Source organism: Streptomyces sp. NPDC003284, from assembly GCF_053589675.1.
In genome coordinates this window covers 140,502-162,592 of the sequence record NZ_JBSFSI010000008.1, presented here as the reverse complement: position 1 = coordinate 162,592, position 22,091 = coordinate 140,502, and the positions used below count along the sequence as shown (strand labels likewise).

The window sequence follows — 22,091 nt, the reverse complement described above, 5'->3', positions numbered from 1 at the left end:
ACGCCGACCGGCCAAGAAGGGGATCTGATCTGGCCTTCGTGCCCGGCCTCGGCGGTCAGTCGGTGCCGGGCCGCCAGCTCTGGAGCACCGACTTGAACTGACTGCGGGTGACCGGCCAGCTCGCCTCGGGCGAGGACATGTAGATCGCGTACTCGACGCCCGAACGGGAGAAGTACGTCTCCTCGATGGCGTGCCGCGGGCCCGGGAACGAGGTGTCCTTGGGCAGCGCCGTCCAGGAGTACTCCCACAGCGCGCCCGGACGGTCGCGGAAGGTGTCCTTCTCCAGCATCACCCGCCGGTAGTCCACCAGCCGCCGCAACTGCTCCTCCAGGTCCTTCTGGTGGTCGTACGCGCTGGGGAACTCCGGCGACTCGGTGACGGCGACGCGGATGAAGTGCTTGCCGCCGTCCGGGGTGTAGTCGACCTGGCGCAGGGCCTCGTTGGACACCACCCGCTTCCAGTCGTCGCCGGGCAGGGCGATGCTGAAGCCGTACGGGTCCGTGACCCGCTTCCAGCCTGCCGGGATGCTGTCGGTCGAGGGCTTGGTCCTGTGGGGCGTCGGCGAGGGGGCCGTCGCGGACAACGATGGCAGCGCCGGGCCGGAGCCCTCCGCCTCCGTCCGGCTGCCGGGCCCCCACTCCTGGAGCGCCACGGCGGTGCCGCCGCCGATGACCGCGGCGAGGACCACCACGAGGGCGGCGTTGCGCAGCCGGCGGCCCCTGGACCGCGCCCGCACGTCGCCGCCGCTGCCGCCCGCCGCCGGGGACGCGACGGGGGTCTGCGCGGTCGCCGGGTGGTGGGAGACCGGGGCGGCGCCGGGGACGACGGTGGAGCTCCCGGTCGCGCCGGGCCGGTGACCGGGGTACGTGCCTCCGGCGGGGGTGCCGGTGCTGTCGAACGGCACGCCCGTGCTCCCGTGCGCTCCCGTGCCGCCGTACGCGCCCGTGCCGTGCGATCCGGTGCCCGCGTACGACCCCGCGGTCCCGTGCGGGCCCGGGTCGCCCTGGTGGCCCTGGTGGCCCGTCCCGCCGGTGCCCGCGGTGTGCGGGGACGGCTGGCCGGTGTACTGGGTGGGGATGTACGCCTGCGCGTGGGTGGAGCGCCGCCCCTCGGCGGCCTCCGCGAGCATCCGCTCGGCCGTGGCCGCGTCCGGCCGGGCCGCCGGGTCCTTGCGCAGCAGCGCGGTGATGACGGGCGCGAGCACACCGGCGTGCCGGGTCTCGCGGGGCTCCTCGTCGACGACGGCCTGCATGGTGGTCAGCGGCGAGGTGCGGCGGAACGGCGACAGGCCCTCGACCGCCGTGTACAGCGTGGCGCCCAGCGCCCACAGGTCGGAGGACGGGCCGGGGTCATGGCCGCGCACCCGCTCGGGGGCGAGGTAGTCGACCGAGCCGACGACCTCTCCGGTACGGGTGATGGTGGTGTCGCCCTCGATCTGGGCGATGCCGAAGTCGGTGAGCAGGACCCGGCCGTCCTGGGAGAGCAGGACGTTGCCGGGTTTGACGTCGCGGTGCAGGACACCGGCCGCGTGCGCGGCGCACAGGGCGCGCAGCACCCACAGGCCGACGCGGGCGGCCTCGGCCGGTTCCACCCGGCCGCGCTCCTTGACCGCGTCCGCCAGCGACTGGCCCTCGACCAGCTCCATCACGATCCACGGGCGGCCGTCGTGTTCGAGCACGTCGTGCACGGTGACCACGGCGGAGTGGTTGATCCGCGCCGCCGCGCGCGCCTCGGCCCGGGTACGCGCGAGCAGGACCGCCTGGTCGCTCTCCGCGACGTACAGCGCGGCGGTCAACTCCTTGATCGCCACGGCCCGGTGCAGCACCTCGTCGTGCGCGCGCCAGACCCGGCCCATGCCGCCGCTGCCGATGGCGTCGGCGAGCCGGTAGCGGCCCGCGAGCAGCTGGCCCTGCATCTGATTCACGTTTCCCCGCAATGTTCTTGACAGGCCCAGACTAGGGACCGCCCCTCCGGCAGGGAACCGGTGGGGGTGCCCAGAAACCGCACTGTGACAGTTGTCGCTTCCCACCAGGTGCGGGAACGCGGGGGTGCCGGTGGCTCAGCCGGTGTACCGGTAGGTCGCCGTGGCCTGTTCGTACAGCTTGTCCACCTGGTCCCGCTGGGACTCCGGGCCCCGCACCTGCACCACGTGGTAGCGGCCGTCCAGGAGCAGGGCGAGGTTGCGCACGAAGAGCTGCCGCCCGCCCGCGCTCCAGGTGAACTGCCCCTCGGCCATGGTCCTCCCGCCGACCTGGGTGGTCCGCAGCCCGGAGGAGGTGGCCCAGCTGGAGTCGCGGTAGTCCCGCAACTCGTACTCGTCCTCGCGCTGGTAGACCATCGGGTCGCCGCCGTACCGCTTCGCGGTGTCCCGTCCGGGCACCACGATCAGCTCGAAGTCGCCCCGCGAGTAGACCACCTGGCCCCGGTCGTTGCCCGGGGTGCGGTTCCAGCCGCTCGCGACGGCTATCCGGAACCCGGCGGCGTCCTTGCGCACCGTGAAGCCGCCGGGCACGCCCGCGCCGGTGGTCTGCGTCTCGGTCGAGCCGGAGGACTGCGAGGGGCTGCCGCCGCCGTCCGCCGTGCTCCGGCCGCCGCCGGGGGTGCCGCTCGCGCCGGAGCCGTCCGGGGGCGCGGGGGCCTCGCTCGCCCCGCCCGTCCGGCCGGCGTCCGGCCGCCCGCCGCCGGTGTCCCGGCCGGACTTCGGCAGGAACAGCATGGCGAACGCGACCGCCCCGGCCAGCAGGAGCAGCACCAGCAACAGCAGGATCCGTCCCAGGCTGCGCGGCGAACGGCCCTCCCGGCCACCCCGCTTGTGCCGCCCGTGGTGGGCGGGCAGCCCGGCGCGGCGCCTGCGCACCAGTTCGCCGCGGCGCCGCACGATCGGCAGCCGCCTCGGGTCGGCGGGCGGCGCGGCCACGACATGCGCCCCGGCCTCCGGCTCGGGCGCGGACCGCACCAGCGAACGCAGCCAGCCGCCCAGCTCCTCGAAGTCCAGCCGCTCGGTGGGGTCCTGACGCAGCAGCGACTCGACGACCGGGCGCAGCGCGCCGCACTCCTCGGCGAAGGCGGGCGGCTCCGCGCACACCAGTTGCACCAGTTCGGCGGTCGACTCCTCCGGGTAGGGGGCGTGCCCCTGCACGGCACGGAAGAGCAGCGCGCCCAGCGCCCACAGGTCGGTGGCGGGCCCGATCGGCGCGGCCAGCTGCCAGTTCGCGTGCACGGGCCCGGCCTGTTCGGGCGCCCAGCGCTCGGTCACCGGCCCCACCACGGTCATCCGCGCCTGCCGCGCCCGCTCGGCGGCCAGCGCACTCCCCGGCCCGGTCCCGGCGGGGGCCGGTCGGGCGGGGGACGACCGGTCGGGGGCGGGGCGGTCGCCGGGGTAGGGGGCGCGGGCGGCCGGGACTCCGGCGACGGGCCGGGCACCGAAGTAGGCACCGCCGGAGGGGCCCGGCCCGCCGTACGGGTCGCGGTGACGGTCACGGTCGCCGGTCACCGGAGCGTCCGCTGTCCGGCCGCCCGGGTACGGAGCGCCGGTGCGTCCGTCCTCGACGGCGGGGCCGTCCTCGGGCGGTACGCCGGACGGGCCGCGGCCGGACGGGCCCGGTGCGCCCCGGCCGAGGGCGTACGGCTCCGGACCGCCCGGACCGAGGGCGTACGGGGCCGAGCCGGGCGCGCCGGGGGCGGGCGGCGCGCCGGAGGTGCTCCACCAGGGGTCCGGGGCGCCCGGCGGCGGGAGGGCCGGGCGCCCCTGCGCGCCGCCGTCTCCCGCGTCCCCCAGGTCCCTTGCGTCCCCTGCGTCTTCCGGACCCGCGAAACCCTCGGCGTCCCCGGTGCTCCCTGTGCTCCCGGGGCGCGGGACGCCCCCCGCGGGCGGCGTGTCGTCGGCACCGGCGGCCCCCGGGCGCGGCGTGGCGCGTACTCCGTAGGGGTCGGCGATCTGGCCGGGCGGCGCGGCGCGGTTCTCGCCCTCGGCGGGCGGCCGGGCGCCGGGCAGGGCGGCGCGCGCACCCTGCTGCGCCTCCTGCACCCGGGCCGCCGCCCGCGCGCCCGCGCGGTACGCGGCGATCGCCCCGGCGCGCGCCGCCCGGATGTCGTCCCCGCTCGGCGGCGTGGACCGCACCAGCTCGCCCGCGGCTCCGCCGCTGTCCGGGCCGCCACCGGACAGCGGCAGCGCACCGGCCGCCCGCGCCTCGATCGCGGCCCGCCGGGCGGCTTCGGGGTCGGCGCCGAAGCCGGTACCGGGAGCGGTGTCGGAGGCGGCACCGGGAGCAGCACCGGGAGCGGCCGCGCCCACAGGGCCGCCGTAGCCGCGCTCGTCCCGCGCGTCACGGATCCCGCCGGGCCCCGCGGGGTCGTCGGCCCCGCCCCGCGTGCCGGACTCCCCGCCGCCCGTGCCGAATCCCGCGTACCCGCCGAACCCGCCGTCCTCCTGGGCCCCGTCGCCCTCGCCGTCCGGCGCGGGCACCGGGTCGTAGCCGCACAGCGCCTCCTCGGCGGCGCCGACCGCGAGGCCGGTCAGCATCACCCGGCCGTCGTCGCAGACCAGGACGGTGCGCGCGGTGATGTTGCGGTGCACCCAGCCGTGGCCGTGCAGGACCCGCAGCGCCATGAGGAGATCGGAGGCGACCTCGGCCGCGCGGTAGGGCGTCAGCGGCCGGTCGGCCAGCAGCGCCGACAGCGGCCGGGCGGCGACCAGTTCACTGGCGATCCACAGCGAACCGCCCTCCGCGAACACGTCGAAGACCTGGTCCAGCCGCGGATGGTCGGGGATCCGCGCGGCGGCCTGCGCGGCCTCGATCGCCCGTCGCACCGCCGGATCGGCCGGCCGCCGCGTGGCCCCGGACTCCGCGCGGGAAGCACGCGCCGGGGGCACCGTACGTCCCGGACGCCCGCCGGGCGCCCCGGGTCCCCGGAACACGCCGTCGCGCGCCGTGAACCCCTCGGGCAGCCCGTCCGCGTCGAGCACCTCGGCCTCGACGACCTCGGGCAACGGCACCTGACGGAGCAGCACTTCCTGACCGCTGTAGGTGTCGAAGGCCCGGGTCTCGGTGAGTTCGTACGCGTCGGACGGAGGCAGCGGCAGGCGGTAGCGGTCGGCGAGCACCCGGCCCGCGTAGTCGTCCACGTTGCCTCCCCCGGCCGCACGTCCAGTCAGATGCGTTCGCCACGCGTCCCGTTCCCGGTGATCACGGTCCGCAATCACTCACGATACGTGCCGGAGGCAACCCGCAAGAGGGGAAGCCGGATCTCACTTGGGTGCGAACGTCTTCGTCAGGGTCTGCCAGGTGTCCCGGCGCAGGTCACCGTCCCAGTCGTCGGCCTCGGCCGTGTACATGAGCGCGTACCCGTGCTTGTCGTCGACCACGAACCCGCGGTCCACCGCCCGGTACCCGGTGCCGCCCTCGGTGTAGGTGAACTCCCAGTCGGCGGCGTTCCACCCCCGGTAGCCCACCTTCTCGATGCGGACCTTGTGGTAGCCGGAGCGCACCATGTAGGCCTCCTGGCTCTTCCAGTCGGCCACGGGGTCGTCCTTGGGCGTCGACGTCCAGGCGACCAGCAGCTTCTGCCCGTCCGGGCCGGTGAAGCGGGCGCCGGAGGAACCGGTGGTCTTGTACTTCCAGCCCTCGGGCAGCCCGATGGAGAAGCCCTGTCCCTGGTACGTCGAGACGGCGCCGTCGTCACCGGAACCCTGCCCGGAGCCCGATCCGGAACCCTTGCCGCCGGAGCCGCCCGCCGCGCCCTTGCCACTGCCACCGCTGCTCGCGGCGGGCGAACCGCCCTGCCCCGTCGCGGAGTCGGTCTGCTTGCCGTTCGTGCCGCTTCCGCCGTGGCCGGCCGTGGCGCTCCCGGCCGCCCCCGCGGTGGCCGCCGTGGCGCCGCCGCGGTCGTCCTCGGATCCCTTGCCGTCGCCGCTGAAGGCGATGGTCAGCACGGTCCCGATCACCGCGAGCACGACGACCACCGCGATGATCACCAGCGTGCGCTTCGGCACCACGTCGGTGAGCGGCGCCCTCGGGACCTGACGCGGCGGCAGGTCCAGGTCCGGCGGCGGCACCACGGGCCACCCCGTCCCGGCACGCCCGGCCTGCGCGGCACCCGGGGCGGCGGCCCCGGACCCGGAGGAGGCACCGGCGGCGCCCGCGCCGCCCGTCCCGCCGGAAGCACCCGCCGCACCCGCCGCACCCGGTCGGCTCGCGCCGGGCCGCGCGCCCCCGGCGGCACCGGTCCCCGTGGACGAGGACCGGGCGGACGGGGTCCCGGCGGCGCCGGGAGCGGCCGGACCGGTGCCCGCGGCGGGCGCGCCCACCGTAGCCGCCGTACCCGCCGTGCCTGTCGGCGGCTTGGTGCGGGACGCGGCCGCCGTGGTCGCCGACCCGGCCGCCACCGCCGCCTTGCGCACCGAACGCAGGGCGCCGCGCAGCCGGTCGGCCGCCTCCTCGCCCCGCTTGCCGCCCGCGCCGGAACCGGAACCGGCCGCGGGGCCGGAAGCGGAGCCGGTGCCGGACGCGGCGCCGCCCTTCTTCCCGCCGTTCTTCCTGCCGCCGTCCCTGCCCCCGCGCCGGTCCGGCTGCGCGGGCAGCGGCACCAGCTTGGTGGCCTCCAGCGGCTCCGGCTCCACCGTCCCGCGCTCGGGCGCGTGGACGACAGCGTTGAGCATCGCGCGGGCGGCCACGTCGTCGAGACGCTCGGCCGGGTCCTTGTTGAGGAGGCCGAAGATGACGTCCCGCAGCGGCCCGGCGTGCTTGGGCTCCTCCAGCGGTTCGGTCATCACCGCGGTCAGCGTGGCGATCGCCGAACCCTTGTCGTAGGGCGGCGAACCCTCCACCGCCGCGTACAGCAGGCCGCCGAGCGACCACAGGTCGGCCGCCGGGCCGGGCTTGTGGCCACGGGCCCGCTCCGGGGAGATGTACGAGGGCGCGCCGACGAGCATGCCGGTGGAGGTGATGGACGGGTCGCCCTCGACCTGGGCGATGCCGAAGTCGGTGAGCACGACCCGGCCGTCCTCGGCGATGAGCACGTTGGACGGCTTCACGTCGCGGTGCAGGATGCCCTGGCGGTGCGCGGAGCGCAGCACGTCCAGGACGGCGAGGCCGACCTCGGCGGCCCGCCTCGGCTCCAGCAGGCCGTCCTCGCGGATGACCTCGGCCAGGGACTTGCCCTCGACCAGTTCCATCACGATCCAGGGCCGGTCGTCCTCGTCGACCACGTCGAAGACCGTCACGGCGCTGGTGTTGCGGATCCGCGCGATGGCCTTGGCCTCGCGCAGCGTCCGCGTGATCAGGCGCCGCTTCTCGTCCTCGTCGATGGTCGTCGGGAACCGCAGTTCCTTGACGGCCACCGTCCGGCCCAGGGTCTCGTCCTCGGCGCGCCAGACCGTGCCCATGCCGCCCCGGCCGAGCACGTCTCCCAGCCGGTACCGCCCGGCGAGAAGACGCTCGCTGTTGTCCTGACGAGTGTCCTGACGGGATGCCCCCGCCCGCTCCGCCTCCGACATGCGTCCCCTCATGCAACCGGCCCTGACAGAGGCTCCATTGTCCCTCACGCGACAAGTGCTCGGCGCCCAGGGGCCCCGAGGGGACACCCCGGGCGCGGCGGACCGGCCGCCGAACAGCCCGTGGGGCACGGCGTGATGACGGCCGGTGACGAAACCCGGGCCGGGTGCCCCCTTCTCGCCCGCTTCTCGCCCGCTTCCTCCCCGCTCCTCCCGGACCCGGGCCCGCCCGCCGCTACAGCGGCGCGATGTCCGGAGCGCCCAGCCGGGCCGCGTCGGCGGTCAGGTCGTCGGGCTGGCGCTGCGACTCGCGCTCGGCCTCGACCCGCTTCTCGTAGTGCTCGACCTCGCGGACGATCTGGTCCTCGTCCCAGCCGAGGACCGGCGCCATCAGCTCGGCGGCCTCGCGGGCGCTGCGGGTGCCCCGGTCGAAGGTCTCGATGGATATGCGGGTGCGCCGGGTGAGCACGTCGTCCAGATGGCGGGCGCCCTCGTGGGAGGCGGCGTAGACGACCTCGGCCCGCAGATAGTCGTCGGCGGCCTTGAGCGGCGCGCCGAGCGAGGGGTCCTCGGCGATCAGGTCGAGGACCTCCTGCGCGGCCGCCCCGAACCGGTTCAGCAGGTGCTCGACGCGCACCACGTGGATGCCGGTGTCGGCGGCGATGCGCGCCCGCGCGTTCCACAGCGCCTGGTAGCCCTCGGCACCGAGCAGCGGGGTCTCCTCGGTGACGCAGTCGGCGACCCGCATGTCCAGGCCGTGCACCGCCTCGTCGACGGCGTCCTTGGCCATCACCCGGTAGGTGGTGTACTTGCCGCCCGCGACCACGACGAGGCCGGGCACCGGATGGGCCACGGTGTGCTCGCGCGACAGCTTGCTGGTGGCGTCGGACTCCCCGGCCAGCAGCGGCCGCAGTCCCGCGTAGACGCCTTCCACGTCGTCCCGGCCCAGCGGGACGGCGAGCACGGAGTTGACGTGCTCCAGCAGATAGTCGATGTCGGCGCTGGAGGCGGCCGGGTGCGCCTTGTCCAGGTCCCAGTCGGTGTCCGTGGTGCCGATGATCCAGTGCCGCCCCCAGGGGATGACGAACAGGACGGACTTCTCGGTGCGCAGGATCAGCCCGCTGGTGGAGTTGATGCGGTCCTTGGGCACGACGAGGTGGATGCCCTTGGAGGCGCGGACGTGGAACTGGCCGCGCTCCCCCACCATCGCCTGGGTGTCGTCCGTCCACACCCCGGTGGCGTTGACGATCTGCTTGGCGCGGACCTCGTACTCGCCGCCGCCCTCCACGTCCTGCACCCGCGCGCCGACCACCCGCTCGCCCTCGCGCAGGAACCCGGTCACGCGCGCCCGGTTGGCCGCCAGCGCGCCGTAGGACACGGCGGTGCGCACCAGGGTCGCCACGAAGCGGGCGTCGTCCATCTGGGCGTCGTAGTACTGGAGGGCGCCGACCAGGGCGTCCTTCTTCAGGCAGGGCGCCACCCGCAGGGCGTGACGGCGGCTCAGGTGGCGGTGCACGGGAAGTCCCCGGCCGTGCCCGCGGGCCATCGACATGCCGTCGTAGAGGGCGACGCCCGAGCCCGCGTACAGCCGCTCCCAGCCCTTGTGCTGGAGCGGGTACAGGAACGGCACGGGCTTGACCAGGTGCGGGGCCAGCCGCTCCAGCAGCAGTCCGCGCTCCTTCAGCGCCTCGCGCACCAGGGCGAAGTCGAGCATCTCCAGATAGCGCAGTCCGCCGTGTATGAGCTTGCTGGACCGGCTGGAGGTGCCCGACGCCCAGTCGCGCGCCTCGACGATGCCGGTGGACAGGCCGCGCGTGACCGCGTCCAGGGCCGTGCCCGCTCCCACCACGCCGCCACCCACGACCAGAATGTCCAGCTCACGCTCGGCCATTGCCGCCAGTGACTCGGCGCGCTGCGCCGGCCCCAGTGTCGCTGTCCTCACTGCTGCCTCCCGCTCTCGGTCGAGCCGGCCGCACCCGTCGGGCGAAGCCCCGTCCCACACGTCCCCTGTACCCCGCGCGTCCCCTCCGTGTTCCCCCTGCCCAAATTCTGACCGGGATGCCCGGCTTCAGCCACCAGTCGCCCCCGGCCTGTGGACAACTCCCACCGGTTCACCGAGAAACACGCTGGTCAATCCCGCAAAACGGTCATATTTACTCCTAGTCTGACATTGCTCTCGCTCGTCCTGTCCACAGGACTTGCGCGCCTGCCCCACCTCGGTTATTGGGAAGGACGGCCCACGCCATGCCCGCAGATCTCGCCGTCATCGGACTCGGTCCTCTCGGCCTGCCCCTGGCCCAGGCCGCCGTCGCCGCCGGTGTCCCCACGCTCGGGTACCGCATCGGGGAGGAACCCGGCTCGCTCAGCGCCGCCGAACTGCGCCGGATGCTCTCGGGGGGCTTCCGGCCGGCCACCAACCCGGCCGAGCTGGGCCGCGTCCGCACCGCCGTGATCTGCGCCCCCACCCCGCGCGGCGCCGACGGCGGGTTCGACCTGGGCCAGGTGGAGAGCGCCGCCCGCGCGCTGGCCGGGCAGCTGCGCCCGCACACCACGGTGATCCTGGAGTCACCCGTGCACCCCGGCACCACCGACGCGTTCCTGCGCCCCCTCCTGGAGGAGGGCTCCGGGCTCGCCGCCGGCCGCGACTTCCACCTCGCCTACTCCCCCAGCCGCGTCGACCCAGGCAACCGCGACCTCACCCCGGCCAACACCCCCAAGGTGATCGGCGGCCTCACCCCGGCCTGCACCGAGTCCGCCGCCGCCTTCTACGGCCGCCTCACCGACAAGGTGGTCCGCGCGCGCGGGCTGCGGGAGGCGGAGACCGTCCATCTCCTGGAGACCAACTACCGGCACGTCAACATCGCCCTGGTCAACGAGATGGCCGTGCTCTGCCACGACCTCGGGGTCGATCTGTGGGACGTGGTGCGCTGCGCCGAGACCAAGCCGTTCGGCTTCCAGGCGTTCCGCCCCGGGCCCGGCGTCGGCGGCCCCGGCCTCCCCCAGGACATGTCCGGCCCGGCCGGCCGCGGTCTGCGCATGGTCGAACTCGCCCGGCAGGTCAACAGCCGTATGCCCCGCTACGTCGTCCAGCGCGCCGCCGCCCTCCTGAACGAGCACGGCAAGTCGGCGCGCGGCGCCCGCGTCCTCCTCCTCGGCGTCACCTACAAGCCGGACCTCGCCGACCTCCAGGGCACCCCCGCCGAGGAGATCGCCGTCCGGCTGACCGGCCTCGGCGCCTGCGTCAGCTACCACGACCCGTATGTGCCCTCCTGGAGCGTCCAGGACCGTCCCGTGCCCCGCGCCGACGCCCTGTACGAGGCGGTCGCCGACGCCGACCTGACGATCCTGCTCCAGCACCACCGGACGTACGACCTCCAGGGGCTGTCGGTGAAGGCCCAGCTGCTCCTGGACACCCGCGGGGCGGCACCGCTGGGGGCGGCGCACCGGTTGTGAAAGGGGGCGCGCGGGGGCCCGGCGGCCGGAAGCGGTGGAAGCGGACGGATCCCGCCGCTACCGTATGAGACGGAATCCGCCGCAGCGGGTACTGCGGCAGGCTCCAGGATGGATCACGGAGTGTCCGCCCCTAGGCTGTTTGGGGGCGGCCGCGCCACAGGGTAAAAAGGTGGAGCCCGCCGCAGCGGTCACTGCGGCAGGCTCCAGGATGGATCACGGAGTGTCCGCCCCTAGTCGTCGTGGGGGCGGCCGCTCACCATCCGTAGATTCGCAAGATCCACCTCCTCCGGCACTGCACCAGCCGAAGCCGGATGTGGTCCCAGCGGGTGGGCTTGCGATGACGGCCCACGGGCACGCCCCCTTCCACGATGCCGCCATTGACCCGGTGGACGGCGCGTCGGAAATCGGGCCGGGCCCCGAGGGGCGGGGTCCGGACCATGTCCTTGGAAGGGGGCGACCCGGACAACCGGGCCGTCGATCACGGACATTACCGGCCCGACACGCCCGTCCCCGGCGGTTCCGGCCCGAAAGCAACCGTGCGCCCCCCGCGTACCGAAAGCGCCCCCACCGGTACCTCCGCGGCGCACACGAAGGGGCCCGGTCGCTCGTCCGCACGAGTGACCGGGCCCCTTCCGTGGTACGGGGTCCTGGCGGGTTACCGCTTGTGCTGGGAGTCCGCCACCGTGACCTCGACGCGCTGGAACTCCTTCAGCTCGCTGTAGCCGGTCGTGGCCATGGCGCGGCGCAGGGCGCCGAAGAAGTTCATCGAACCGTCGGGGGTGTGCGAGGGGCCGGTGAGGACCTCCTCGATGGTGCCGACGGTGCCGAGGTCGACCTTCTGGCCGCGCGGCAGCTCCTCGTTGACGGCCTCCATGCCCCAGTGGTGACCGCGGCCGGGCGCGTCGGTGGCGCGCGCCAGCGGGGAGCCCATCATCACCGAGTCGGCGCCGCAGGCGATGGCCTTGGGCAGGTCGCCGGACCAGCCGACACCGCCGTCCGCGATCACGTGCACGTACCGGCCGCCGGACTCGTCCATGTAGTCGCGGCGGGCGGCGGCCACGTCGGCGACCGCGGTGGCCATCGGGACCTGGATGCCGAGCACGTTGCGCGTGGTGTGCGCGGCGCCGCCGCCGAAGCCGACCAGGACGCCGGCCGCGCCGGTGCGCATCAGGTGCAGGGCCGCGGTGTACGTGGCGCAGCCGCCGACGATCACCGGGACGTCCAGCTCGTAGATGAACTGCTTCAGGTTCAGCGGCTCGTGCGAGGACGAGACGTGCTCGGCGGAGACGGTGGTGCCGCGGATCACGAAGATGTCCACGCCCGCGTCCACGACGGCCTTGGAGAACTGGGCGGTGCGCTGCGGGGAGAGCGCCGCCGCGGTCACCACACCGGAGTCGCGCACCTCCTTGATGCGCGCCCCGATCAGCTCCTCCTTGATGGGAGCGGCGTAGATCTCCTGGAGGCGGCGGGTGGCGGCCTCGGCGGGCAGCCCGGTGATCTCGTCCAGCAGCGGCTGCGGGTCCTCGTGCCGGGTCCACAGACCTTCGAGGTTGAGCACGCCCAGGCCGCCCAGCTCACCGATGCGGATCGCGGTGGCCGGGGAGACGACGGAGTCCATGGGGGCGGCCAGGAACGGCAGCTCGAAGCGGTAGGCGTCGATCTGCCAGGCGATCGAGACCTCCTTCGGGTCCCGCGTACGGCGGCTGGGGACGACGGCGATGTCGTCGAAGGCGTACGCCCGGCGGCCGCGCTTGCCGCGCCCGATCTCGATCTCAGTCACGTCTGTGGCCTTTCCCTGATGCGTTGCAGCGTCTTCCAGTATCGCCGACGCCCATGACAAGGGCGGCCCCGGATGCCTCCGGGACCGCCCGTCGGGGCCCTGCCGCTACTTGCTGCTGTAGTTCGGCGCCTCGACCGTCATCTGGATGTCGTGCGGGTGGGACTCCTTCAGACCCGCCGAGGTGATCCGGACGAAGCGGCCCTTGGTCTCCATCTCGCCGATGCCCGCCGCGCCCACGTAGCCCATGGTCTGGCGCAGACCGCCGACGAGCTGGTGCAGCACGTTGGCCAGCGGGCCGCGGTAGGGCACCTGGCCCTCGATGCCCTCGGGCACGAGCTTGTCGTCGGAGGCCACCTCGGCCTGGAAGTAGCGGTCCTTGGAGTACGACCGCGCCTGGCCGCGGGACTGCATGGCGCCGAGCGAGCCCATGCCGCGGTACGACTTGAACTGCTTGCCGTTGATGAACAGCAGCTCGCCGGGCGACTCCTCGCAGCCCGCGAGCAGGCTGCCCAGCATGACCGTGTCGGCGCCGGCGGCGAGCGCCTTGCCGATGTCGCCGGAGTACTGCAGGCCGCCGTCGCCGATCAGCGGGATGCCCGCCGGGCGGGCGGCGAGGGACGCCTCGTAGATCGCGGTGACCTGCGGGACACCGATACCGGCGACCACGCGCGTGGTGCAGATGGAGCCGGGGCCCACGCCGACCTTGATGCCGTCGACACCGGCGTCGATCAGCGCCTGGGCGCCGTCGCGGGTGGCGACGTTGCCGCCGATCACGTCGATGGACACGCTCGACTTGATCTTCGACATCCAGCTCAGCGCGTTGCTGTTGTGGCCGTGCGAGGTGTCGACGACCAGGAAGTCGGCGCCCGCCGCGGCGAGCGCCTGGGCGCGCTCCAGGGCCTCGGGGCTGGCGCCCACCGCCGCGCCGACGAGCAGCCGGCCCTCGGCGTCCTTGGCCGCGTTCGGGTACTGCTCCGCCTTGACGAAGTCCTTGACGGTGATCAGGCCCTTGAGGATGCCCTCGTCGTCGACCAGCGGCAGCTTCTCGATCTTGTGCTTGCGCAGCAGCTGCATGGCGTCGACGCCGGAGATGCCGACCTTGCCGGTGACCAGCGGCATCGGCGTCATGACGTCCCGCACCTGGCGGCCGCGGTCGGTCTCGAAGGCCATGTCGCGGTTGGTGACGATGCCGAGCAGCCGGCCCGCCGGGTCGGTGACGGGCACACCGCTGATGCGGAACTTGGCGCACAGGGCATCCGCGTCGGCGAGCGTCGCCTCCGGGTGCACCGTGATCGGGTCGGTGACCATCCCGGACTCGGACCGCTTGACCAGGTCGACCTGGTTGACCTGGTCCTCGATCGAGAGGTTGCGGTGCAGCACGCCGACGCCGCCCAGCCGGGCCATCGCGATCGCCATGCGGGACTCGGTCACCTTGTCCATCGCCGCCGAGAGCAGCGGGATGTTGACCCGGACGTTGCGGGAGATGCGGGACGAGGTGTCGACCGCGTTCGGGAGCACCTCCGAGGCGCCCGGCAGCAGCAGCACGTCGTCGTAGGTCAGCCCGAGTGTCGCGAATTTACCGGGCACTCCGTCGACGTTTGCAGTCATGACACCTTCCCCAAATGGCCTTGCTCGGTGCGGATGTCCATGCTAACGGGAAGCGGAGGCGTCTCATTCCACGAAGAAAGATCGTTCCGGGCTTCGTGGTTTCCTACGGGAGCGGGCCGGGGCCCGGACCGGCGCCCGGCCGGGCGCGCAGGGGTACGGCAGGAGTCCATGGGCACCCATGGGCGCCCGCGAAAGCCCGGTCACAGCACGGCCGAAGACGGCCGAAGCACGGGCACAGCACGTTCACTGCTCGGCGAGGGCCCGCAGCCTGCTCAGCGCCCGGTGCTGGGCCACCCGGACCGCACCCGGTGACATTCCCAACATCTGTCCGGTCTCCTCGGCGGTCAGGCCGACCGCGATGCGCAGGAGCAGCAGTTCGCGCTGGTTCTCGGGGAGGTTGGCCAGCAGCTTCTTGGCCCACTCGGCGTCGCTGCTGAGCAGGGCGCGCTCCTCCGGGCCGAGCGAGTCGTCCGGGCGCTCGGGCATCTCGTCGGAGGGCACGGCCGTCGAGCCGGGGTGCCGCATCGCCGCGCGCTGGAGGTCGGCGACCTTGTGGGAGGCGATGGCGAAGACGAACGCCTCGAAGGGGCGGCCGGTGTCCCGGTAGCGCGGCAGGGCGAGCAGGACGGCGACGCAGACCTCCTGGGCGAGGTCCTCGACGAAGTGGCGCGCGTCGCCCGGGAGGCGGGACAGCCGCGTACGGCAGTAGCGCAGCGCGAGCGGGTGGACCCGGGCCAGCAGGTCGTGCGTGGCCTGCTCGTCGCCGTCGACGGCGCGGTGCACCAGCGCACCGATCGCCCCTGGGGCAACTGCCGCCTCGTCGTCGCGCATCGGTCCATGGTGCCTTGACGTCGTCTGCTCCGTGGCACCGCCTTCGTGGTTGTGCACCGAAGCGTTATGAGCAGGTGCGCCGGAACCCATCCCCTGCGCCCTCCCATTCCGCTCGACCGACTCGTCCCCGAGGAACTCCACACCTCAAGGATGCGGCATCCGCGGCGAAACGAGCACCGACCGCCCGGCGGGCCGTATCGCCACTGGTACCCGGCGCGCGGTGCGCGACACCGTCCGTGCTCCGTTCCCGCCCGTCCGGACGCGTCGGCTCGGGACGCCCGCGCCCGCGACGGCGTACGGCCGCGGCCGGGACGCGCGGGCGGCGGCGGACCGCCGGTGCCGGACGGATCCGCGGGGCCGCTGCCCGCCCCGCACGCCGGTGACCGGCCCGGACGCCCGCCCCGGCCGGAGGGCCCGGCGGGACGGTCCGGCCCCGGTCCGGCCCCCGGCCCGCAGGACGACGGCCCCGGCGACAGCCCGCCCCCGACGGCCCGCCCCCGACGGCCCACCCGTGCGTACGGCGCGCGGCTGACGACGGCGGACGAGCCTTGACGACAGACCGGCAGGCCCTAGCGGACCAGTCCCCACCGGAAGCCGAGAGCCACCGCGTGCGCGCGGTCGGAGGCGCCGAGCTTCTTGAACAGCCGCCGGGCGTGCGTCTTGACGGTGTCCTCGGAGAGGAACAGCTCACGGCCGATCTCCGCGTTGGAACGGCCGTGGCTCATGCCCTCCAGCACCTGGATCTCCCGCGCGGTGAGCGTGGGCGCGGCGCCCATCTCGGCCGAGCGCAGCCGGCGCGGGGCGAGCCGCCAGGTGGGGTCGGCGAGGGCCTGGGTCACCGTGGCCCGCAGTTCCGCGCGGGAGGCGTCCTTGTGCAGATAGCCGCGGGCACCGGCGGCCACGGCGAGCGCCACGCCGTCCAGGTCCTCCGCCACCGTGAGCATGATGATGCGCGCGCCGGGGTCGGCGGACAGCAGCCGCCGCACGGTCTCGACGCCGCCCAGTCCGGGCATGCGCACGTCCATCAGAATGAGGTCCGAGCGGTCGGCACCCCAGCGGCGGAGGACTTCCTCGCCGTTGGCCGCCGTCGTCACGCGCTCGACGCCGGGCACGGTCGCGACCGCGCGGCGGAGCGCCTCTCGGGCAAGCGGGGAGTCGTCGCAGACGAGGACGGATGTCATGGCCGCCCTCCGCAGCTGATGCGCGTCACCTTGAGCCTCCAGGCTGGTACGAAATCGTCACCTGTGCGGTCGACCGTCTCGGACGCCTGTCCGAGCACTTGTGTTTTCAACCGCCTCCGCACTCTCAACGACGGTCACTCGAAAGAGTTACGGGGCCGTACGCCGTTTTCGGCACTCTACGTGAGGGAGCGGACACAGTGCAGACACAGACGTCATACCCTCAACTTTTCATCACAACGGATGCCCCATTCGGCCCCTTTTCTTCCCGTTTCTAGGTGTCTGGCGCTAGATTCGCAATGAGTCATATTTTCATCTCCTTAGACCGGGGATGTACGGTCGTTGGCACCGTATCCGCCACCGAACGGCTACAAGGGGTCACGCAATGGCAGATTTCTCCCGCCTTCCCGGACCGAATGCGGACCTGTGGGACTGGCAGCTGCTGGCTGCCTGCCGCGGAGTGGACAGCTCGCTCTTCTTCCATCCCGAGGGCGAGCGCGGGGCGGCTCGGAGCGCTCGAGAGAACTCGGCCAAGGAGGTCTGCATGAGGTGCCCGGTCCGCGCGGAGTGCGCGGCACACGCCCTGGCGGTGCGCGAACCGTACGGAGTGTGGGGCGGCCTGACCGAGGATGAGCGCGAAGAGCTGATGGGACGCGCACGCAACCGCCTGGTGACGGCCTCGTCATCGAGCGGCGATGTCGCTTCGAACACCTGAAGGAACGTTTCTTCTTACATCTTCTTCCTGCACCCGTGGACGACGGCACGGGCACGCGCGCACACGCGTGCCCGCCCGCCGGGGTGTCGGCCGCGGTGTCATCCGGCCCCGGCGCGCACCAGTTCGTCCAGCGTGGCCGCCACCGCCGGGACCTGGGCCAGGTCGGGCAGGGTGAGGGCGACGATCTCCCGGCGCACCGCCGGTTCCAGCGCCACCGTGCGCGCCCTCCGGGGCCGTACGGAGTCGATGGCGAGCTGGGGCAGGACGGCCACGCCCAGGCCCGCGCCGACCAGTCCGGCCACGGCCGGGTAGTCGTCCGTGGCGAAGTCGATGCGCGGGGCGAAGCCGGCCTCCGCGCACACCTCGACGAGCTGGCCGCGACAGCGCGGGCAGCCCGCGATCCACGGCTCCCCGGCGAGTTCGGCGATGCCCACGGATCCCGCGCCGGCCAGCGGGTGCCGCTCGGGCACCAGGCCCACGAGCCGGTCGGTCAGCAGCGGCCGTACGACCAGGTCGTCCCATTCCTCCGCGCCCGCGGCACCCTCGTAGCGGAAGGCGAGCGCCACGTCGCAGTCGCCCGCGCGCAGCAGCTCGACCGAGCGGGGCGGTTCGGCCTCCTCCAGGGAGACCCGGGTGCCGGGGTGGGCGGCGCGCAGCGCGGCGAGGGCGGTCGGGACCAGGGTGGAGCTGCCGCTGGGGAAGGAGACCAGGCGGACCCGGCCCGCGCGCAGCCCGGCGATGGCGGCGACCTCCTCCTCGGCCGCGGTGAGCCCGGCGAGGATGCCCCCGGCGTGCCGCACCAGCGCCTCGCCGGCCTCGGTGAGCCGCATCTCGCGGCCGGTGCGCACCAGCAGCGGGGTGCCGACCGAGCCCTCCAGGGCCTTCATCTGCTGGCTGACGGCGGGCTGGGTGCAGCCCAGTTCGCGGGCCGCGGCGGAGAAGGATCCGCTGGCGGCGACGGCGCGCAGGACGCGCAGATGGCGGGCCTCGATCACCCTTCGAGCATAAGGCAACCTTGGGCATACCGTCGAAAAACGCGTCGACACTTTGACCGTGGGTCGCTTACCGTCGGGGCATGAAGCTTCTCTCCGTCAATCTGGGCCGCGCCGTGTCCGTGCCGTACACGGATCAGCCGGCCGGGGTCACCGGCATCGACAAGCGTCCGGTGGAGCACGCGGTGCGGGTGGCCGCGCCCGGCCCCAAGGGCGTCGGCGGGAGCGGACTGGCCGGGGACACGGTGTGCGACACGCGGCACCACGGCGGCGACGACCAGGCCGTGTACGCGATGGCGCGCGAGGACCTGGACGACTGGGAGCGCGAGCTGGGCCGGGCGCTGCCGGACGGGTCGTTCGGCGAGAACCTGACGACCGCGGGCCTGGACGTGTCGGGCGCGCTGATCGGGGAGCGCTGGCGCATCGGCGCGCCGGACGGCCCCTCGGTGCTGCTGGAGGTCACCTCCGGGCGCATCCCGTGCCGGACCTTCCAGGGCCATCTGGGCGAGAAGGGCTGGGTGCGCAGGTTCACGCGGAAGGGCGCGCCGGGCGCCTATCTGCGGGTGCTCGAACCCGGTGAGATCCGGTGCGGCGACCCCGTGCGGATCGTGCACCGCCCGGACCACGACGTGACCGTGGCGCTCCAGTTCCGGGCGAGCACCACCGAGCGCGCCCTGCTGCCGCGGCTCCTGGCGGCCGGTGCGGCGCTGCACCCGGAGTCCCTCGCCTCGGCGCGCCGGTACGCGGAGAAGTACACCGCGGACACGGCGGGCTGACGGCCCCGTCCGGCGCGGGCACACCGCTCGCCCACCGATCGGCGGGCCCTGTGCAGAGATCGGGGACGCGCGCCCCGGACCACTAACCTTTCGCCATGACAACGGCTCTGATTACGGGATCGACCGCGGGCATCGGCGCCGCGTTCGCGCGGCGGCTGGCGGCGGACGGGCACAACCTCGTCCTGGTGGCGCGGGACACCGCGCGGCTGACGGAGCAGGCGACCGAGCTGCACGACCGGCACGGCATCGAGGCCGAGGTGCTGCCCGCCGACCTGGCGTCCGACGAGGGCATCGAGACGGTCGCGGCCCGGCTGGGCGACCGGAAGAACCCGGTCGACCTGCTGGTCAACAACGCCGGCTTCGGCAACAAGGGCCGCTATCTCGACGTGCCGATGGCCGACGAGCTGAGGATGCTCAAGGTGCACATCGAGGCGGTGCTGCGGCTGACGTCGGCGGCGACCGCGGCGATGCGCGAGCGCGGCCGGGGCGGCGTGGTGAACGTGGCCTCGGTGGCGGCGTTCGTGCCGCGCGGCACCTACGGGGCGTCCAAGGCGTGGGTCGTGCAGTTCACCCAGGGCGCGGCGCGGGACCTGGCCGGCAGCGGCGTACGGCTGATGGTGCTGTGCCCCGGCTTCGTGCGCACCGAGTTCCACGAGCGGGCCGGCATGGGCACCGACAACATCCCCGGCTGGATGTGGCTGGACGCGGACAAGCTGGTCGCGGCGGCCCTGGCGGATCTGGCCCGCGGCCGGACCGTCTCGATCCCCGACCCCCGCTACAAGGCGCTGATGGGCCTGGTCAAGATCACCCCGCGCGGTCTGCTGGGCGGGATGACCTCGAAGACGGGCCGCAAGTACGGCCCGCAGTGAGGACGCCCCGTACGCGGACCGTCCGGGCGGCCCGACCGGTCCGCGCGCGGACGTGACGGCGCCGCCCCGGCGGGAACCCGGTGGGTAGAAGCCCCGGGCGCGACCGGGCCGGGCGGCCGGAAGGCGGCGGCGTCATGACCTTCGTACAGCTCATCGAGTGCAGGACGAGCCGGTGGGACGAGCTGGACCGGCTGCTGGACACCTGGGCCGAGCGGACCGGCGGACAGCGGTCCGCCACGCACGCGCTGGTCGGCAGGGACCGCTCGGACGGCGCCCACGTGGTGGAACTGGTGGAGTTCCCCTCGTACGAGGAGGCGATGCGCACCTCGAACCTGCCGGAGACGGACGAGGTCTTCCGCCGCATGGTCGCGCTCTGCGACGAGCTGCCCGTCTTCACCGACCTGGAGGTCGTACGGGACGAGCAGTTCTCCGAGTCGGCGGTGCGCCGGTTCTTCGGCACGCTGACGGCCGCCGGTGAGCTGTCCCCGCTCAACGACCTGGTCGACGAGGACTGCCACAGCCACGATCCGGTCAATCCGCAGGACACCATCGGTCTGGACGCGATCCGGCGCGAGTGCCGGATGTGGCGTGACGCCTTCGACGCCGTCTTCACCGTCGAGGACGTCCTCACCCAGGGCGAGCGCGCCTGCGCCCGCTGGCGGTGGGACGCCGTCCACCGCGGGGAGTTCCTGGGCATCGCGCCCACGGGCCGCCGGGTCGCCATGACCGGCACGACCGTCTTCCGCCGCGGCCCGCACGGCACCTTCGCCGAACTCTGGTGGCAGCGCGACCATCTGGGCCTGATGCAGCAGTTGGGCGCGCTGGACGAGCTGGAGCACTGACGCCCGGACGGGGCGGCCGGCCCCCGGTGCCCGGCCGCCCCGGGAGCGTCAGTGGACGTAGAGGTTGTACCAGCCCTGCCCGCCGGGGCTGCACACGAACAGCGGCCCCCACAGGAGCACGCCCGCCTTGCCGGCCTCGTCGCAGGCGGCGGCGCTCGGATAGGCGCCCTGGAAGTGCCAGGCGCTGGCCTGGGCGGAGGCGGTGGCGGTGAGGGGAAGGGCGACCGCTGCGGCGAGGGTCGCGGCAGCCAGGGCGATGCGTCTTTTCACGAACAACTCCTCATCTGCGAAGGCATGGTGACATGCAGTCGGTTTTCAGCAGAGATGGCGTGATGCGTTCGCAGCCTAGCCATGTCCGCGCACATAGGTCCAGACCAATGCGCACGGGAATTCGATCGCCGCGACGGCCGCACGACGTCGGATGCCCGGCCCCCTCGAAGGGGACCGGGCATCCGACGCGAATCCTTGCGCCTGCGCCTACGTCAACCGCGCGCCGTCATCCCCACGAACGCGGCCCACTGGCCGGAACCCACGGACAGAAACGCTTCCTCGGGCCACTTGGAGTCACGGACCAGCACGACGGCACCGGCGTCCGCGACCTCGACACAGTCACCGCCGTTCCCCGCGCTGTAGCTGCTCTTGAACCATCGCAGTCTCGCGACGGCAGGCGTGGGGCTGCCCTTCTTCATAGCTCTCCCAACAGCTTCTCGATGAAGGCCAGCGACTCGCGTGGAGTCAGCGCCTGTGCTCGGAGAACTCCGTACGTAGCTTCGAGCGGGTTGACCTTCTTCGCCTCTGTGTACAGGGCGCTCGCGTCCTGTACTTCCATGTAGGCCATCCTGCGCTGATTCTTCGAGTGGATCAATGTGAAGGGCCCCGCGAGACCGGCATGCTCGTCCCGGCCCATCGGCATGATCTGCATCTCGACGTTCCGCTGGTGACCGTAGAGCAACAGCTGTTCGAGCTGCCCACGCAGGATTCCCGGGCCGCCCAGAGGCCGCCGCAGCACATGCTCGTCGATGACGAAGCTCAGAAGAGGGGCGGGCCGTCGGCCGAACAGTTGCTGCCGCTCCATGCGCGCTGCCACGCCCTGCTCGATGTCCCCCTCGTCCAGCAACGGCCGCCACATCCGGAAGACCGCCCGCGCGTACTCCTCCGTCTGCAACAGGCCCTTGACCACGTGGTTGATATAGGCGTGCAGTTCCACAGCCTCGGCCTCGAGCTGCACGTACCGGCGGAAGAACGACGGATACCTGGCCTTCGCCACCTCTCCCTTCATGGCGACCAGCACCCCTCCCGCGTCCAACGCCCGGTCCAGCGCGTCGATCAGGTCCGGCTTGGGGATGCGGCGCCCCTGCTCGACGGCGGCGATCTGGGCCTCGCCGTAGCCCACCAGATCCCCCAGCCGCGCCTGGGTGAGCGCGCGGGTCTCGCGCAGCAGCTTGATCTGGCGGCCGAAGCAGCGCAGGAAGTTCCCGCCGGGTTCCTCGGCTTCCTCCGTGCCCGTGCCCGAGTCCGCGCCGGTGTCCATCCGCTCGCCCCCTTCGGCTGCTGT

General features: G+C 73.6%; 17 protein-coding genes. 5 read left to right on the top strand and 12 right to left on the bottom strand.

The genetic code is table 11. From position 1 onward, the window contains the following. Positions 1-55 precede the first annotated feature (55 nt). The 4 genes from ACWDYF_RS19125 to ACWDYF_RS19110 all read right to left on the bottom strand — a co-directional run bounded on the left by ACWDYF_RS19125 (position 56) and on the right by ACWDYF_RS19110 (position 9,434). Entirely contained in the window at positions 56-1,915 is a 1,860-nt protein-coding gene (locus ACWDYF_RS19125) for a serine/threonine-protein kinase (protein WP_389469163.1), read from the bottom strand. Between the two features lie 144 nt (positions 1,916-2,059). After that, positions 2,060-5,125 carry a protein kinase gene (locus tag ACWDYF_RS19120; protein WP_389469084.1) on the bottom strand — a complete coding sequence of 1,022 codons (3,066 nt, stop codon included), beginning with the start codon at positions 5,123-5,125 and terminating at the stop codon, positions 2,060-2,062. A gap of 123 nt (positions 5,126-5,248) precedes the next feature. Then, on the bottom strand, positions 5,249-7,495 hold the full coding sequence (locus tag ACWDYF_RS19115) for a serine/threonine-protein kinase (RefSeq protein WP_389469081.1): 2,247 nt from the start codon (positions 7,493-7,495) through the stop codon (positions 5,249-5,251). Between the two features lie 232 nt (positions 7,496-7,727). Then, the gene (locus ACWDYF_RS19110; protein WP_381736690.1) at positions 7,728-9,434 is read right to left on the bottom strand and encodes a glycerol-3-phosphate dehydrogenase/oxidase; all 1,707 of its coding nucleotides are present in this window, start codon (positions 9,432-9,434) and stop codon (positions 7,728-7,730) included. A 302-nt stretch (positions 9,435-9,736) separates the two neighbouring features. Here ACWDYF_RS19110 and ACWDYF_RS19105 point away from each other — a divergent pair, with 302 nt between their 5' ends. Then, on the top strand, positions 9,737-10,945 hold the full coding sequence (locus ACWDYF_RS19105; RefSeq protein WP_064534717.1) for a nucleotide sugar dehydrogenase: 1,209 nt from the start codon (positions 9,737-9,739) through the stop codon (positions 10,943-10,945). Between the two features lie 655 nt (positions 10,946-11,600). On the opposite strand, the gene ACWDYF_RS19100 is transcribed toward ACWDYF_RS19105, so the two are convergent. From ACWDYF_RS19100 to ACWDYF_RS19085, 4 genes are all read right to left on the bottom strand, one after another. After that, positions 11,601-12,725 carry a GuaB3 family IMP dehydrogenase-related protein gene (locus ACWDYF_RS19100; RefSeq protein ID WP_018564871.1) on the bottom strand — a complete coding sequence of 375 codons (1,125 nt, stop codon included), beginning with the start codon at positions 12,723-12,725 and terminating at the stop codon, positions 11,601-11,603. 105 nt (positions 12,726-12,830) lie between these two features. After that, positions 12,831-14,333: an IMP dehydrogenase gene (guaB, locus tag ACWDYF_RS19095; RefSeq protein WP_026252031.1), complete on the bottom strand. Its 1,503-nt coding sequence runs from the start codon at positions 14,331-14,333 to the stop codon at positions 12,831-12,833. A gap of 243 nt (positions 14,334-14,576) precedes the next feature. Beyond that, positions 14,577-15,164 carry a sigma-70 family RNA polymerase sigma factor gene (locus ACWDYF_RS19090; protein ID WP_026252030.1) on the bottom strand — a complete coding sequence of 196 codons (588 nt, stop codon included), beginning with the start codon at positions 15,162-15,164 and terminating at the stop codon, positions 14,577-14,579. A 569-nt stretch (positions 15,165-15,733) separates the two neighbouring features. After that, the gene (locus ACWDYF_RS19085; RefSeq protein ID WP_003948568.1) at positions 15,734-16,345 is read right to left on the bottom strand and encodes a response regulator transcription factor; all 612 of its coding nucleotides are present in this window, start codon (positions 16,343-16,345) and stop codon (positions 15,734-15,736) included. Between the two features lie 382 nt (positions 16,346-16,727). Here ACWDYF_RS19085 and ACWDYF_RS19080 point away from each other — a divergent pair, with 382 nt between their 5' ends. Next, positions 16,728-17,057 (top strand): WhiB family transcriptional regulator, encoded by a 330-nt coding sequence (locus tag ACWDYF_RS19080; protein ID WP_018564868.1) that lies wholly within the window; start codon positions 16,728-16,730, stop codon positions 17,055-17,057. 98 nt (positions 17,058-17,155) lie between these two features. On the opposite strand, the gene ACWDYF_RS19075 is transcribed toward ACWDYF_RS19080, so the two are convergent. After that, complete coding sequence (locus ACWDYF_RS19075) at positions 17,156-18,052, bottom strand: LysR family transcriptional regulator (RefSeq protein WP_389469073.1); 897 nt, start codon at positions 18,050-18,052, stop codon at positions 17,156-17,158. A gap of 80 nt (positions 18,053-18,132) precedes the next feature. Between ACWDYF_RS19075 and ACWDYF_RS19070 the strand changes: the two genes are divergently transcribed. From ACWDYF_RS19070 to ACWDYF_RS19060, 3 genes are all read left to right on the top strand, one after another. Further along, on the top strand, positions 18,133-18,825 hold the full coding sequence (locus tag ACWDYF_RS19070; protein ID WP_389469070.1) for an MOSC domain-containing protein: 693 nt from the start codon (positions 18,133-18,135) through the stop codon (positions 18,823-18,825). Between the two features lie 95 nt (positions 18,826-18,920). Beyond that, on the top strand, positions 18,921-19,694 hold the full coding sequence (locus ACWDYF_RS19065; protein WP_381736692.1) for an SDR family NAD(P)-dependent oxidoreductase: 774 nt from the start codon (positions 18,921-18,923) through the stop codon (positions 19,692-19,694). Between the two features lie 134 nt (positions 19,695-19,828). Further along, positions 19,829-20,536 carry an ester cyclase gene (locus ACWDYF_RS19060; protein WP_018564864.1) on the top strand — a complete coding sequence of 236 codons (708 nt, stop codon included), beginning with the start codon at positions 19,829-19,831 and terminating at the stop codon, positions 20,534-20,536. A gap of 48 nt (positions 20,537-20,584) precedes the next feature. On the opposite strand, the gene ACWDYF_RS19055 is transcribed toward ACWDYF_RS19060, so the two are convergent. The 3 genes from ACWDYF_RS19055 to ACWDYF_RS19045 form a co-directional block, all read right to left on the bottom strand. Further along, positions 20,585-20,806 carry a hypothetical protein gene (locus ACWDYF_RS19055; RefSeq protein ID WP_381736693.1) on the bottom strand — a complete coding sequence of 74 codons (222 nt, stop codon included), beginning with the start codon at positions 20,804-20,806 and terminating at the stop codon, positions 20,585-20,587. 212 nt (positions 20,807-21,018) lie between these two features. Continuing rightward, a complete protein-coding gene (locus ACWDYF_RS19050; protein WP_389469067.1) occupies positions 21,019-21,225 on the bottom strand; it encodes a DUF397 domain-containing protein in 207 nt (68 codons plus the stop codon). After that, positions 21,222-22,067: a helix-turn-helix domain-containing protein gene (locus tag ACWDYF_RS19045; protein ID WP_389469064.1), complete on the bottom strand. Its 846-nt coding sequence runs from the start codon at positions 22,065-22,067 to the stop codon at positions 21,222-21,224. Before ACWDYF_RS19045 ends, ACWDYF_RS19050 begins: the two co-directional genes overlap by 4 nt. Positions 22,068-22,091: the final 24 nt, after the last annotated feature.